This window comes from Zobellia galactanivorans, from assembly GCF_000973105.1.
Classification (GTDB): domain Bacteria; phylum Bacteroidota; class Bacteroidia; order Flavobacteriales; family Flavobacteriaceae; genus Zobellia; species Zobellia galactanivorans.
In genome coordinates this window covers 4,795,626-4,810,418 of the sequence record NC_015844.1, presented here as the reverse complement: position 1 = coordinate 4,810,418, position 14,793 = coordinate 4,795,626, and the positions used below count along the sequence as shown (strand labels likewise).

The window sequence follows — 14,793 nt, the reverse complement described above, 5'->3', positions numbered from 1 at the left end:
ATACAAATCGTAAATGTTAAACTTTAACATTTAAAAGCGGGCCAAACCCTTGATATAAGCCATAAAAAAACCACCCTTGCATGACGGTGGTTTTTTATTTAGTAATCTATATTACTTAATGAAACCCGTATTTTTCGAGTCCTTTTCTACTTATCTTAATGGCTTCCAATGGTGTTGTTTTATAGGTTTTATCCTGTTCCACCATATAGTATTTCATACCGGATAATTTCTTCTCTTTTAAGATTCGGGCAAAATCGATACTTCCCGTACCTACCGGTGCGAACCAACCGTCTTCGTTCATGTCTTTTACATGCCATATCTTAAATCGCTTCGGATATTTTTTGAAATAGGCTACAGGATCGGCACCTGCTTTGGTCACCCAAAATAAGTCCATTTGAAAATTGACCCATTTCGGATTGCAGTGTTCTAAAAGATAATCGATGACCACTACCCCATTTTCATCCTTCTCAAATTCAAAGTCATGATTGTGGTACAACAACTTGAGTCCCGCTTTCTTGCATTTTTCACCCAGTATATCTAAAATTCCCGCCAAATTCTCGGCACCTCCCGTCATACCCATTGTCATGGTTTCCTCGTCAACCGTAAAGAGTCCCATCGGGGGTACGGGAACCACAAAGTACTTAAACCCGGCTGTTTTTACATCGATAATCATGGCATCGGCATTTTCAAGGGTCACACTTCCCTGATGACTGCTTATGGGCTTCAAGCCTAGTTCTTTTAACTTCTTTTTAAATTCCAATGGCGTCATTCCGTAGAACTTTCCGTCCTCATATCCTGCCGCTTCAATATACTTGTAACCGGCATCGGCTACCGCTCTCAAGGTGCTCTCCACATCGGAAGCCATGTCATCCCTTAGGGTATATAGAGCGAGGCCCCCGTAACTGTCTTGGGCGTTGATAAATGAGCTGCTTGCCATTAGTAGGCACATACATAGTACTTTAAATGTTTTCATTTGTCGTTGAGTTTTCTGTAATAAGCTAAGATACTATATCTGATTAAAAATTATCTGGCCATAATCTTAAAATACGGCACCTCTGGTTTAGAAAAACGGAAATTCACCTACATAGGTCGAATATAATTTTTACAAGCTCTTCGAAATATGTAGTTTTAAGTCTTAAATCTCTTCGTATGCCATGTCCTTGCAACCCTCAAGTGAACTATAGCGACTGCTGTAAAAAAGCCCATACGGATATTCGTAGCGTAGCCACGGCCGAGGCTCTAATGCGTTCCCGTTATAGTGCCTTTGTTTTAGGGGACATCGATTATCTACAAAAAAGCCACCACAGCACTACCCGACCAAACAAAATTGAAAAACGTAGGATAAAGACCTGGGCCAAGGCGGTAAACTGGTTAAAACTTGAGGTCTTATATACTTCCGAAGGAAGCGAAACCGATAGTTCGGGCACCGTAGAATTCAAGGCCTATTATATGGAAAACGGTCAAATGGGCGTTATATATGAAAAATCGAACTTTAGCAAAGAAAATGGTCATTGGGTATATGTTGATGGCGTCCATAGAAATTTATAAGGTTTGAATCACATATTTCGAAATGAGCTTCTATTAAAAACAACTGTATTAACTATTAAAAAATCCTACTATGGGCATCATAAAGAAAATATTCGGCAGAAAACAGAACATCAGGAAACGTAAGGGAAACCCAGATGTTTACGATATGCCCAATGAAGATGAAAGGATGAATTGGGCAATGGAAAAGGCCAGATTAACCTTCCATTATTTTAAAACCTGCACGGAAAACCCCAAGGAAGGACAGGCCTACTTTTCCGTTAAAGCCCGAATAGAAGACGGGAGCAATGTAGAACACATATGGCTTTTAGAACCCAATTTTGACCTTGAGGGGAATGTTTACGGTCGGGTCGGCAATGAGCCTATCGATGTTAAAAATGTAAGCCTTGACGAAAATATAGGAATCGCTTTTGACCATGTTTCCGATTGGATGATCGTAGAAAATGGGAGGTTGATCGGAGGCTACACTTTAAGGGCTATTAGGGAAGGATTAACGGGTGATGCCCTTCAAAATTTTGATAAAAGCCTAGGTGGAATAGTCATAGATGAAGGGGAAGATCATTTTCTCCCCGACCACGACACACCCGAAGGCGCCATATTGGCCTTAGAGGAAGCTTATGACCAAGACGACCTGGAAAAATCATTAAACTGTAAGGATTTTAGAAAAGAAGCCGAGTTCCTCCTCAAGAAAAGCGTACAAATCGAGATTGATGAAGAACTTATCCAAAACACTGCCGAAGTACTTAGGCTTTCCTTTATAAAAAACATGCAAGAAAACGGAATGCCCAAGTTCAACGGCATTAAAAGAGCCTTTCAAAGACAAAACCTATCCGACGAACATTGCATCGTCACCGAAATCTGTCGCTACCCCGATGGCGGGCTATCCAGACAAAGGCTCAACACCTACAAGATAGATGGCCAATGGAAAGTTTTGGGACTCGAAGAATAAGCGGATTTATTCAACCTTCAGTTCATTGCATTTTATGATTTATCAAATCAGTCACCACCCAAAAGGTGAAAGGCTCCTTTAATCAATACCGTATCTTTGGTAGTAACACCTTGCATATCGGCTAGAGCTACTTCCCCATTGTATGTAGAACCGGTCTTTACCGAAACCTGGTCAAAATAATAACCATCCTCCGTTGTCTCGTTTAGCTTTAGGAGTGAATGCGCATTCTCGATGGCTACAACAGCCGTTTCGGTTATGGCGTTGACTTCGGTCGTATCCGTAATGATTTCGGCCTCTACGAACATTCCCGGTAAGAAATGCGCCTGTTCTTCATTTTTAAGATGTCCGTGTACCTTGATGGTGCGATTGTCTTCTATGGCCGTACCGATTAAGTGAACTTCTGCCTCAAAAACATCGGTGGAAGATTCAGGGACCTTAAAATTGATTTCCTGCCCTTTTTTTAATTTCATGATATCTTTTTCAAAGACCGATAATTCTAGGTGGATATGGTCATTGTTTATGATTTCCATGATTGATGAGGCCGGGGACACGTAGGTGCCACGACTCACGTTTACCTTGGTAATACTCCCTGAAATCGGGGCATAAATACTTACTATTGAACTTATATTTCCACTTTCGACCTGGGAAGGGGAAATATTCAGAAGTGTTAGTTGCTTACGAAGGCCATTGTATGTTGCCAAAGCGGTTTTGTAGGTGCTCTCGGCTTGTAAAAAACTTTTTTGGGACGTAATATGCTCTGCCATCATCGTTTTTTGTCGTTCGTATTCCGACTTTAAAAAGGCCAATTTTTCGTTGACCTCCATATAATCTTGCTGCAACCTGATAAAATCGGGGTTTTCAAGGGTTAGCAAAACTTGTCCTTTACGAACCTTATCCCCTATCAATAAGGGCACGGTCTTGATGTATCCGCCCATAGTAGCACTGACCGATGCCCTGTTTTCAGGGGGTACATCTATCGTTCCCGAACTCTGTATGGTTATGGGAAAGGATTTTACCTCTATATGGCCCAAGGCCATCTCACTGCGTTCAAATTGGGCCTTGGAAACAAAGAGCCTATGGTCTATCTTTTGGGTGTTCTGGTCTGCGGCTGATTTATCTTCCGAGGCTTTACTGCCACAGCCCAGAAGGATCATAAACAAGCTTAATGTTGTGATGTTGTATATAGTGCGTTGCATAATGCTAATATTAAAGGGTTAAGTAATTTATGGCGATAACGATGCCGTTGTACTCTTCGAGTTTGTCCAGATAATCCAGTTTCACTTCATAAGCACTTTCCAAACTCTGTATATACTGGTAAAAATCGACTTCGCCGTTTTTGAAGCTACCATTGGCCGTTTTTAAAATTTCATCGGATAAGGCGGACCCTTCCTCTTCGTAGTAAGTAAGTGCCTGCGACAACTGGTCCATCTGGTCCTTTAATGCCCTATACTTGGCCGTAAGTTGAATTTCATATTCATTGAATTCTTCCGAAGCTATCGCTTCGGCAATGCCTGCGGCCTTTATTTTAGAAGCTTGCCCTCCGAACAAAAGAGGAATCTTTACCCCCAATTGATAGCCGTACAGATTACTGTTCAGCCCCGAATTCGTTCCCTGAAAGTAGTTCAGGCTAATGTCGGGCAAGAGCCGTTGTTTCTCCAACTTACGCTGTACTTGAAATAAGGCTATCCTATTTTGGTAAAATTCCATTTCCGAACTTCCTTCAAGATCCACAGTTTTAAGTCCCACTTTTAGCTCCCGTGCATTTGCTATCTTCAACGGGTTTTCCGATTGCACCGTTTTCGTTAAGTCAACATAGGCCCTGCTTACGTTCTGTTGTGACTCGAGATACTTTATATTGATTTGTTTTTGCTTAGAGGCAGCCGTGATTTTTTCCAGGTAATTGGTCTCGCCCAATTCAAAACGTCTCGCCGCCATATGGGAAAAGTTGGAATAGAGACTGTCAAGTGTTCTTAACACTTGCTCTTTCTCTCGGGCGATTTGATAAGTATAATAAGCTGCCGTGACCTTTCGTTCCAAGGCCTTTTTCTTGATGTCAAAGGAACTCGTTGCCAAGTTGTGGTTGGCCTTGTTCACTTTCCTTTCGGAAAAATATACGGTTGGAAACCGAAAGTCTTGTTGCACGCCATAGACGCGTAAGGCTTCATTGTTCGCAGCCAAGTTATTTTCGTCAAACTCGTAATACACTTGGGTCTTATCAAAGCTAAATGCACTGTTGATTAAGGCATGGGATTGCTCTACCTCTAGCCTATTCGCATTGAGGCCTGCGTTATTTTCAACGGCCGTTGTAATCAAATTTTCAAGATCCATTGGGGCTTGCTGTGCATGGGCGGGTAGGGTCATCAAGCCAAAAAGCATTAGTAAGCCCATGAGCTGATTGGCGTTTGGTTTGGCTTTTTCTTTCAAGGAGTGGAAATAGGCATACAGTACCGGTAAAACCACTAAGGTCAAAAGGGTGGCGGTAATCAATCCTCCAATAACTACCGTGGCCAATGGCCGCTGCACTTCGGCCCCGGCATTCGTTGAAATCGCCATGGGCAAGAAGCCCAGTGCCGCGGCCATTGCCGTGAGCAATACCGCTCGCAATCGGTCTATGGCGCCATGTTTGATCAGTTCATTGATATCACTGTAGCCTCCTTCCTTTTCCAATTCTTTAAAATGCTCGATCAACACGATACCGTTGAGTACGGCAATTCCGAACAAGGCGATAAAACCGACCCCTGCGGATATACTGAAAGGTAAACCCCTTAACCATAGTAAGAGTACACCGCCCACCGCTGCCAGAGGTATGGCCGAATAGATCATCAGGGCTTCTTTGACCGAGCTAAAAGCAAAATAGAGCAAGACAAAAATCAGGATAAGGGCAATGGGCACGGCAACCAACAACCTCGATTTTGCACTTTGGAGGTTCTCGAATTGGCCTCCGTAGGCAATCGTATACCCAACAGGTAGGCTTATGTTCTCGTTGATCAAGCGCTGTACATCGTCTACCACCGATTGTAAATCGCGATTACGCACATTGACCCCCACTACGATCCTGCGTTTGGTGTCGTCACGTGATATTTTGGCCGCCCCCTTTTGATAGGTGATATCCGCCAATTCACTCAAAGGAACTTTACCTCCCCTAGGCACATCGATATAAAGATTTTTTAGGTTATCGATATCTTGCCGCAAGTTTTTGTCCAATCGAACAACAAGGTCAAAACGGCGTTCCCCTTCAAAAACGTTTCCTGCACTACGGCCGGCAAAGCCCATGGAAACCATGTCGTTCACCTCTTGGATGTTGAGTCCGTACCGAGCAATTTTGGCCCGGTTGAACTTTACGTTCATTTCGGGCAGGCCGGCAATTTTCTCTACCGAAATATCGGCAGCCCCATCTACTTTTTCGATCAGGGCACCTATTTCGTTTCCTTTTTGGGCCAAAATATCAAGATCGTCCCCAAATATCTTAATGGCTATATCGGCACGGACCCCGGTAATAAGTTCGTTAAACCGCATCTCAATGGGCTGGGTAAATTCTACTTCCATTCCGGGTATGACGGCAAGGGCTTCCTTAAACCTATCGGCCAACTCGTCTTTGGAATCGGCCGAAGTCCACTCACTTTTTGGTTTCAGTACAATAATAACATCGCTTTCTTCCATAGACATGGGGTCGGTAGGTACTTCCGCGGCGCCAATACGGGTTACAACCTGTTTCACCTCCGGAAATTTATCCAATAAAATCTTCTCTATTTCCGTTGTGATTTTTACCGTGTTACTTAAAGACGTTCCAGTCTTTAATACCGGTTGGATAACAAAATCACCCTCATCCAAGGTAGGTACAAATTCGCCTCCCATATTGGAATATAGAAACACTGACACCGCTAAGAGCAAAGCTGCTATTCCTAAAACAATAGGCCTGCTGTGAAGGGCCCAGTGAATAATCGGTTCATATTTGGCCCTCAACCATTTCATAATACGTACGGAGATGTTCTTGTCGGATACGGTAGAGGGTTTTAAAAACAAGGAGGCCGCTACGGGTACATAGGTAAAGCACAGTAACATGGCACCTATAAGGGCAAAGCTAAAGGTCAGGGCCATTGGTTTGAACATTTTCCCCTCCACTCCGGATAGGGAAAGAATAGGGATGAATACGATCAAAATGATCAACTGCCCAAAAATGGCGGAATTCATCATTTTTGAAGCTCCTGTAACCGTAATTCTATCCTTTATCCGTTGTTGCTCGACTCTTGAAACGGCGATAATCTCATCTTTTTTCCGGGTGATCTGAAAGGCGATGAACTCCACTATAATCACCGCACCATCAATGATAATTCCAAAGTCAATGGCACCTAGGCTCATTAAATTGGCGTCCACACCAAAAACATACATAAGCGATAGCGCAAAAAGAAGACAGAGGGGGATTACCGAGGCAACGACCAGTCCCGAACGGAAGTTCCCCAATAAGAGGACCACCACGAAGATTACGATCAAACATCCTAGGATCAGGTTCTCCGATACGGTAAAGGTGGTTTTAGCTATAAGTTCGCTACGGTCTAGAAAAGCGTTGATATACACGCCTTCCGGGAGTGATTTTGAAATGGAGGCCACGCGCTCCTTTACCGCCTCGATTACTTTTTTTGAATTGGCGTCCTTCAACATCATTACCTGCCCCAAAACCTTTTCACCTTGACCATTACCGGTAATAGCACCGAATCGCGTGGCACTTCCAAAGCCTACGCTGGCGACATCTTTGATATAAATCGGTAAGTCTCCCTCGTTTTTCACTACAATATGTCCAATGTCGTCCAAAGACGTTATCAAGCCTTCCCCTCGAATAAAATAGGCTTGATTCACCTTTTCTATATACCCGCCTCCAGTGACACTATTGTTTGCCTCCAAGGCATTGAACACCTCTTGGGCGGTGATGTTCATGGCATTTAATTTTTCTGTATTGATCGCTACCTCGTATTGCTTAAGGAAACCTCCCCAAGTATTGACTTCAACCACACCGGGGATCCCTGAAAGTTGTCGTTTGACCACCCAATCTTGAATGGTACGCAAGTCTTCTATGCTATAACGATCCTTAAACTCGGGATTTACGTCAAGAATGTATTGGTAGATTTCGCCAAGCCCTGTAGTTATCGGCCCCATTTCAGGAACTCCAAAACCGTCGGGGATTTTTTCCGATGCCGATTTGATTTTTTCCGCAATAAGTTGACGTGGCAAATAAGTGCCCAAATCGTCGTCAAAGACAATGGTGACTACGGACAATCCGAATTTAGAAATGGACCGGATTTCTTGTACCCCCGGTAAATTTGCCATTTCCAACTCAATAGGATAGGTTATAAACTGTTCGATATCTTGGGTCGAAAGGTTGCGAGACGTAGTAATGACCTGCACCTGATTATTGGTGACATCGGGTACCGCACCAATAGGTATTTGGGTCAAGGAGTACAAGCCAAAACCTATAATAAAGCTTGTAAACAATAGAACGATCAGCTTGTTCCTTATGCTGAAATTAATGATATATGATAGCATTTTTTATGAAATAATAAACGTTAGTCGTCCGTTGATTCACCAGAGTGAACGGACCTTAAAAAAAATGAACGCGATTATTTTATGAATGCCGGGGCGGCTGAAGGATTCCCTCTGAATGAAGTGAGGAGGAGGGTGCCTGATAAAAGAAATTATGCGATTTATATTCCGGAATTTCAACCGTTTTAAAATCTTCTTTTTGGGAGTTTAAGACGAGGGCCGTAAGGGATGAAAAGTGTGATTGTTGTTGAAACGGCAACTGCTCATGATCCTCTTTTTCTTCTTGGTGCTCTTCGTTATGAATTGCTTTTAACTCCCCATAATGTTTTGAAATGAACACAAAAACATTATCTCCATATTGCTCACTATGAAATTGGGCGTGCTCTATAAATTTGTCTATTTGGGAAATATCATAGAGACTTATTCCAAAGCTTTGCAATAGAATAACAAATGATAGTGATATGGAAACGAGTCTACTCACGAGTATAAAGGTAGTGATTTGTGGGTTTGCTTCATCCCGGAGAAATCAATTCTTCGCTAATATAGAATCTGTCTACGTTATCATTTTTGGGTTTGAATCCCTTGAATATATCGAACTAAAACACTATTCTCTAGTACAGCCCCGCTGGTATAAATTTTAATGGCTTATTGAGTGCCTTGGCCTATGAAGCGCTAAGCTACCTCGATCCGATAATCGATGAAGCCTGCGTCGGGTTTTAGTTTTTTAAACCCTAGGCTTTCATACAGACCTTGTGCCGCAAAATTGTCGACGGCCGTTGAAAGTTCAACAAATTTTGCGCCTTTGCTTTGGGCAAATTCCATGGCCGTCTTGACCAGGGCTTCCCCTATCCCCTGTTTTCTGTGTTTTGCCTCGACAAACAGGTCGTTGAGTATCCAATTTTTTACCGCACGTACGGATGAAAATTTAGGATAAAGTTGCGTAAAGCCAACAGGGATTATTTCTCCGTCCTTCTCGGTTAATGCCACGAAGATTATGGACTCATTATGCTCCATTCGCGACTGTAAAAAGTCATGGGCCAATTGAAGGTCCGATGCTTGCTCGTAAAATACCCGATATTTATCGAAGAGCTTGACGACCAAACTAAGTTCGGAACTTGTTATTCTTTTTATCTGCATTGCAAATCTTTAGGAAAACGAATCATTGGAATTAAGAATGAACAAGTTAAAAAATTTTCCTTTTAAAATATAGGTTTATAAAAAGGGCCCATACTAATCGGTCCAATAATCCAATACCAAAACATCGGCAATTATAGGTCCTATCTGGCTTACCAAATCTAAATGCGCTTTATGGAAAAGGTAGATTTCCCTAGCATGCTCATCATTGAAGGTCAGGGTAAAGCAATGGGTCAAACCTTTGCTGTTCCCTTCGGCGCTATCATTTATCCCCCACTCTATATCGGCAATTTCAGGAATGTCTTTACCCAAATCAACAAAAGCTTTGACTGCTTCCGCTACCTGTTCATCGGTAGCTTCCTCTTTGTATTTCAGGCCGACCATATGTCTTAAAACTTTGCCCTCCCTATTGATTTTCGGGGAAACTTTGTAGGTGGCTATCTTTTTTAAATCAAATCGGAAAGAACCGGCAATAAGAAAATGGCTTCCTTCTATCGTATGGGACCTTAAACCGTAATAGATGGAAAACCCTGTTTCCAAATAATTTATGGGTGATAGTATGCCTTCTTCATTGAGTTTACACAGTTGTATACTAGCATCATCCCTGGTTCCGACCGCCAAAATAGCTTCATTATTATCTATTGAAACCACTTCAATTCTAGTTTGCCCCTGCAATTTGGTAGTGTCATCATCCTTTAGGACAAAATGAGGCTCGAGCCCGCCTTTTTTGTTCACTTTAAAAACACTTACCCCATCGCCGTGATAAACGAAATCCGGTCTTTTTATAAAGCCCCCTCTCTTGTAATACTTATGGTGTCTGTGACCTACAATCACATAATTGTTGTTGCCCAATGTGACACCGGTCACCGGGTAGGCCCCGGTTAGGAATCTATCGGTTGTATTGTCGCTTATATTGTTGATGTTTTTAAACCTACCATCTTCATACACCCTAAAACTACTCACCCCATTATCTTGAAATCCACTTGTATATAGAAAGGTTTTCCCCTTGATTTTATGGGTGAACATTCCTATGACACCATCGGTATGAATGGTATCATCGTCTTTCATAGACTGTACATGGGTCAATTTTCCGTCGTTCTGAATTTTGAAACTGCTTAAGCCAGGTGTTTCCTCTAGTCCGCCAATAAATAGGTATGACGATTTGTTCATATGAATAACCTCTAAAGTAATGGCCGTTCCTAGGTAGGTCTCCTCCGTATCTTCAACCAAGGCCACCCTTTTAAGGGAACCGTTGTTCAAAATTTCAAAAGTCTCGATTACGTTTCCGTGTTTGTTGGCTACAAAGAGAAAGTCGGTGCCATTAATGTTATCGGCCACCATGCCCCTTGCCGGTCCTTCTTTCCGGTAGAGTTCATGATTGCTTATCGGGGTAAGTATGCCTTCTTTGCTTAGGCTGTAGACATCTATATTTCCAACACCTCCGGCAAATACGTAGTGAGCGCCCCCTTTTTCATAGCTCGTTACCGAAACCGTATTGTTTCCCGATATACTTTTAAAGTCTTTTCGGTAAAGCATTAGTTCTTCGGATACTTGGGCCAGGCCTACTTGGGAGAAAACCAAAACTATGGCGAGAACGACTTTTTTTATGCAATTCATAATCTTATGCTTTTCTAATTTGATCCATCTATAATCGAGCTTGCTCCGGCCATGGCAATAGTACGGTCTTCGTCTATGGTACCGCCACTTACACCTATCGCCCCAATGATTTGGCCCTCTTGATTTTTGATGGGTATGCCTCCCGGAAAAGTAATCAAACCTCCGTTAGAGTGTTCTATGTTATAAATGATACCCCCTGGTTGTGTCAACTCCCCTAATTTTCCGGTATCAATGTTGAAATATCGGGCTGTTTTTGCCTTTTTTATGGCAACATCAATACTTCCGAGAAAAGACTCATCCATTCGTATAAAGGCTTTTAGGTTGGCTCCGGCATCGACTACGGCAATATTGACGCAGACCTTCGATTCCTCTGCTTTTTTCTTTGCGGCCAAAAGGGCTGTATGGGCTTGGTCGTGTGTAATATCTTTGGCCATCTGTGCCTGTCCTTTCCCTGTTAACAATAGTAATGCAAGCGTAGCGATACCTATTTTGAAGTGTTTTCGTAAGTCCATAATCCTATTTATAATTGTATCCTGCAAAAATTATGAACTATTCTAGAAAAAAAGTTGAACAAGTTCAACTCTATTGAAATTTTATAGGCCTTTGGACGATTTTTTAATTTTACTCAAAAACTCATGGGTAATGCCTAAGTAGCTTGCTATTTGTTTGTCTGTCAGTTTTGACACTATATTGGGATAGGTCTCCGCAAAATCGTGGTATCTTTCCTTTGCTGTTTGGCAATGGTTGTTAATCAAACGGCGTTGCCATGCTACGATGGCTTTCTGCGACATAATACGGAAGAGTTTCTCGGTCGCGGGAATGGTATCGTAAAGTGTTAATTTATCTTTCCTGTTGATGAGAAGTATTTTACTGTCCTCCAATGCCTGTATGTTCAAATTGGAGGGGTTCTGATTCATAAAGCTATCTATATCCATAAGCCACCAATCCTTGATCGCGAAATACAAGGTATTTTCTTTTCCTTTTTTATCTAGGATAAATACCCTGAAACACCCTTCCAAAACAAAACCTTCAAACTTACAAACACTGCCCTGAGTCAATAAAAACTCTTTTTTTTGAATAACTTTTGGTTCAAAATAACTACAAAGCTGCTCCAGTTCCGGTTTAGAAAGTTGCAGGCTTTTTTCGATATTCTGGATTAATAGTTCGTTCATCATGCTTTGTGCTTTGCGTTCGTATGTTTCCTGTACAGCGCTTATTTCGTGACTGATATGCTTATGCTGTCTTCAGTGCGATTCATAAATTCGTCCACGGCCGTAAATGTCAATTCAAAATGGCCTTCATAGGCGGGCACACCCGATAGGGTCATATTTTTATTATCGAATGTCAACCAATCGAATTGGTCATGATTACAGTCCAACACCAAATTGCCGTTATCAATATCTTTAAAATAATCCGATGGAAGGGTCAAGGTGAATTTTTCTCCAAGCGGTACCGTGATATCTTCCAGTGGGTGAAAAACAAAGGGTTTAAAGACCTTTGACGTATTGGTCCAATAAATATCGGATTCGGTCAGGCCCTTTTCCCCGATCTGTAAACGCGTAAAAAACAGAAATTTGTTGTCAATGCTTACAAAGGGTCTGCGGTCCCAATCTTTGGAATTTATTGGGGCATCAAGAGCTACTGCCGGGGTCCATTGTTTATGGTAGTCGCGGTAACTGATGTATAGGTCCACAAAAGAATTGTCATCGGTATATCTGCAAAACAGGATATAATCTTCATTTGGAGAGATAAATACACTTTCTTCATCGTTTGGCGAATTTAATTCGGAAACTCCTTTCGCGCTTTGATAGGTCTTGTCCTCCATTGTGGAATAGAACAAATCTGCCGTGGAGCAGTTTTCGATTCCTTGACAATTTCTATTCGACGAAAAATAGAGGCTTCCGTCATATGTCATACTAGCATTGGCTTCCCTGCTTGTGGAGTTAATAGGGACATGCATTTTTTTAGGTACGCCCCAACCGCCATTTTCCTGTTTCACTCTCCAAATATCGGTGACATACAGGTTGTTCGTATCCGCTATGCTTTGGGCGTAAAGCAGGGATTCCCCATCGGGTGTAAAATAAGGTAGGAATACACTTTTGTTTTCCAAAGATTTAAAAATCTCGGGGGTAGTCCACTTACCACTTGTCTTTTCCGAATAGAATATGCTTCCACTAAAATCGCTTGGGTTTAAGATACCAAAGGCCAATTGTCGCGTATCGGGCGTAAACGAGATACCGTGCTCGAATCGACCTTTGAGGGAAACGATATCCGGCGCGAAGATAACAGGAGTAGCACCAGGAAGGTTTTGGTTCAAATAATCGACAGGCTCCTCTCGCGACGCACAGCCCATTAAGCCAAGAATAAAAATATAGGACAGAAGTATTTTAGTCATTAGCGCTTCGTTTTTGCTGTAACGGTTATATATGTTCGGCCTTTGTTTTAAGATTATGTGCATTCGCAATCAATGTTGAAAAAATCGGAGCACATTTTTGTCTTTCACGGGCATCTACTAAGGCCTAAAAATAAACTATCCTTAAGAATAGGGCGTAAAAAAAGATTGGGAAAAGCTTTCTATTACTTTTTAGACAAAGCTTACGGGATTCCTGTTTTTATTTTATCTGGATATGTGGTAAAGCACTTCTGATTATTGGCTAGGTAATAATAGATAGGTCAAGGAAGCAAAAGCAACATCACCAAACCGGCCCTAAATAAAAAATCCTACCAAGAAAACTTGATAGGATTTTATTTTTACAAGCTACTGCTTGCTTGCGGAGAAAGAGGGATTCGAACCCCCGGAGGTGTGACCCTCAACAGTTTTCAAGACTGCCGCATTCGACCACTCTGCCATTTCTCCTGAGTGCCTCATCAGGTATTCCCTGAATGCGGGTGCAAATATAGTAACCTTTTTCTACTCTGTAAAATGTTTTGTTATTTTTTATTCTTTTCAAATTAAAATTCGCCTTCAATTTTGCTAAATTGCCCCCTTATGGAACAGCCCCTTGTTAGCATACTCATCCCTTTTAAGAACACCGAAGCCTTTCTTTCCCAGTGTATTGACTCCATCTTAAAGCAGACTTACCCGAATTGGGAGGTACTGGCCGTTAATGATGGTAGTAGTGATGGCAGTAAAAATTTGGTGGAATCTTATGCTAAAAACGAGCCTCGTATACATTTGTTTGATAATGAAGGAAATGGCATTATCGAAGGCCTAAGAATGGCATATAAGCATAGTAAGGGGGAGTTTGTCACCCGAATGGATTCCGACGATATTATGACGGAAGACAAGTTAAAAACCATGGCGGAATCTTTATTGGAACACGGAAAAGGCCACCTCGCCGTCGGACAGGTCCGTTATTTTTCGCACCGCGGTATCAGCAATGGTTACGAACGTTATGAACAATGGTTGAACCAACTCACCCAAACAGGGGACAATTATTCCGAGATCTATAAGGAATGTGTTATCCCCTCCCCTTGTTGGATGGCCTATCGCGAAGATTTTGAGCGTTGCGGGGCCTTTGAACCGGACCTCTATCCAGAAGATTACGACCTTACTTTTCGTTTCTACCAAAACGGATTAAAATGTATTCCCTGTTCTAAACTCCTACATTATTGGCGCGATTACGACACCCGTACCTCTAGGACCAGTGAACACTATGCCCAGAATTATTTTCTAGACATCAAACTTAGATATTTCCTCAAACTGAACCACGAGCCCGACCGACCGTTGACGGTTTGGGGTGCCGGTACCAAAGGGAAGGAAATAGCAAAAGGCCTGCAAGCGCAAAACATCGACTTTTATTGGCTATGCGACAACCCGAAAAAGATAGGCAAACATATATATGGGAAGGAAATGCTGCACTTCAGTAAACTCAAGGAACTCCCCAATCCCCAAAGTATCGTTACCGTAGCCAATGAAGAAGCCCAGCAGTATATCAGAAAGTTCTTTTCAGGCCTAGGACAAAAACCTATGGTAGATTACTTTTTTTTCTGTTAATTTTAAGGCTAGGGTC

General features: G+C 42.1%; 12 protein-coding genes and 1 tRNA gene. 3 read left to right on the top strand and 10 right to left on the bottom strand.

The genetic code is table 11. The features are described 5' to 3' along the window. Positions 1-115 precede the first annotated feature (115 nt). Positions 116-973 (bottom strand): sugar phosphate isomerase/epimerase family protein, encoded by an 858-nt coding sequence (locus tag ZOBGAL_RS19275; protein WP_013995418.1) that lies wholly within the window; start codon positions 971-973, stop codon positions 116-118. Between the two features lie 176 nt (positions 974-1,149). On the opposite strand from ZOBGAL_RS19275, the gene ZOBGAL_RS19270 reads away from it, so the two are divergent. Together ZOBGAL_RS19270 and ZOBGAL_RS19265 are read left to right on the top strand one after the other, a co-directional pair. After that, complete coding sequence (locus ZOBGAL_RS19270; RefSeq protein ID WP_013995417.1) at positions 1,150-1,548, top strand: YchJ family protein; 399 nt, start codon at positions 1,150-1,152, stop codon at positions 1,546-1,548. 70 nt (positions 1,549-1,618) lie between these two features. Further along, positions 1,619-2,494 (top strand): YegJ family protein, encoded by an 876-nt coding sequence (locus ZOBGAL_RS19265; RefSeq protein WP_013995416.1) that lies wholly within the window; start codon positions 1,619-1,621, stop codon positions 2,492-2,494. A 47-nt stretch (positions 2,495-2,541) separates the two neighbouring features. Here ZOBGAL_RS19265 and ZOBGAL_RS19260 read toward each other — a convergent pair whose 3' ends face one another. The 9 genes from ZOBGAL_RS19260 to ZOBGAL_RS19215 all read right to left on the bottom strand — a co-directional run bounded on the left by ZOBGAL_RS19260 (position 2,542) and on the right by ZOBGAL_RS19215 (position 13,637). Next, positions 2,542-3,690, bottom strand: a complete 1,149-nt coding sequence (locus ZOBGAL_RS19260; RefSeq protein WP_013995415.1) for an efflux RND transporter periplasmic adaptor subunit — start codon at positions 3,688-3,690, stop codon at positions 2,542-2,544. Between the two features lie 10 nt (positions 3,691-3,700). Then, positions 3,701-8,032, bottom strand: a complete 4,332-nt coding sequence (locus tag ZOBGAL_RS19255) for a CusA/CzcA family heavy metal efflux RND transporter (protein ID WP_013995414.1) — start codon at positions 8,030-8,032, stop codon at positions 3,701-3,703. Positions 8,033-8,111: 79 nt separating this feature from the next. Beyond that, on the bottom strand, positions 8,112-8,510 hold the full coding sequence (locus ZOBGAL_RS19250; protein ID WP_013995413.1) for a hypothetical protein: 399 nt from the start codon (positions 8,508-8,510) through the stop codon (positions 8,112-8,114). 191 nt (positions 8,511-8,701) lie between these two features. Next, complete coding sequence (locus tag ZOBGAL_RS19245; RefSeq protein WP_013995412.1) at positions 8,702-9,166, bottom strand: GNAT family N-acetyltransferase; 465 nt, start codon at positions 9,164-9,166, stop codon at positions 8,702-8,704. 93 nt (positions 9,167-9,259) lie between these two features. Then, positions 9,260-10,780: a Dabb family protein gene (locus ZOBGAL_RS19240; protein ID WP_013995411.1), complete on the bottom strand. Its 1,521-nt coding sequence runs from the start codon at positions 10,778-10,780 to the stop codon at positions 9,260-9,262. A 14-nt stretch (positions 10,781-10,794) separates the two neighbouring features. Next, complete coding sequence (locus tag ZOBGAL_RS19235) at positions 10,795-11,292, bottom strand: GlcG/HbpS family heme-binding protein (protein ID WP_013995410.1); 498 nt, start codon at positions 11,290-11,292, stop codon at positions 10,795-10,797. A gap of 81 nt (positions 11,293-11,373) precedes the next feature. Continuing rightward, positions 11,374-11,955: a Crp/Fnr family transcriptional regulator gene (locus tag ZOBGAL_RS19230; protein ID WP_013995409.1), complete on the bottom strand. Its 582-nt coding sequence runs from the start codon at positions 11,953-11,955 to the stop codon at positions 11,374-11,376. A 38-nt stretch (positions 11,956-11,993) separates the two neighbouring features. Next, positions 11,994-13,175, bottom strand: coding sequence for a putative Ig domain-containing protein (locus ZOBGAL_RS19225; protein ID WP_013995408.1), 1,182 nt, complete (start codon positions 13,173-13,175; stop codon positions 11,994-11,996). Between the two features lie 377 nt (positions 13,176-13,552). Then, positions 13,553-13,637 (bottom strand) — tRNA-Ser (locus ZOBGAL_RS19215). A gap of 132 nt (positions 13,638-13,769) precedes the next feature. Here ZOBGAL_RS19215 and ZOBGAL_RS19210 point away from each other — a divergent pair. Next, positions 13,770-14,777, top strand: coding sequence for a glycosyltransferase family 2 protein (locus tag ZOBGAL_RS19210; RefSeq protein ID WP_013995406.1), 1,008 nt, complete (start codon positions 13,770-13,772; stop codon positions 14,775-14,777). Positions 14,778-14,793: the final 16 nt, after the last annotated feature.

Coding starts and splice junctions, on each gene's coding strand:
- ZOBGAL_RS19275 (WP_013995418.1), bottom strand. CDS start 973: ATGAAAACATTTAAAGTACTATGTATGTGCCTACTAATGGCAAGCAGC.
- ZOBGAL_RS19270 (WP_013995417.1), top strand. CDS start 1,150: ATGCCATGTCCTTGCAACCCTCAAGTGAACTATAGCGACTGCTGTAAA.
- ZOBGAL_RS19265 (WP_013995416.1), top strand. CDS start 1,619: ATGGGCATCATAAAGAAAATATTCGGCAGAAAACAGAACATCAGGAAA.
- ZOBGAL_RS19260 (WP_013995415.1), bottom strand. CDS start 3,690: ATGCAACGCACTATATACAACATCACAACATTAAGCTTGTTTATGATC.
- ZOBGAL_RS19255 (WP_013995414.1), bottom strand. CDS start 8,032: ATGCTATCATATATCATTAATTTCAGCATAAGGAACAAGCTGATCGTT.
- ZOBGAL_RS19245 (WP_013995412.1), bottom strand. CDS start 9,166: ATGCAGATAAAAAGAATAACAAGTTCCGAACTTAGTTTGGTCGTCAAG.
- ZOBGAL_RS19240 (WP_013995411.1), bottom strand. CDS start 10,780: ATGAATTGCATAAAAAAAGTCGTTCTCGCCATAGTTTTGGTTTTCTCC.
- ZOBGAL_RS19235 (WP_013995410.1), bottom strand. CDS start 11,292: ATGGACTTACGAAAACACTTCAAAATAGGTATCGCTACGCTTGCATTA.
- ZOBGAL_RS19230 (WP_013995409.1), bottom strand. CDS start 11,955: ATGATGAACGAACTATTAATCCAGAATATCGAAAAAAGCCTGCAACTT.
- ZOBGAL_RS19225 (WP_013995408.1), bottom strand. CDS start 13,175: ATGACTAAAATACTTCTGTCCTATATTTTTATTCTTGGCTTAATGGGC.
- ZOBGAL_RS19210 (WP_013995406.1), top strand. CDS start 13,770: ATGGAACAGCCCCTTGTTAGCATACTCATCCCTTTTAAGAACACCGAA.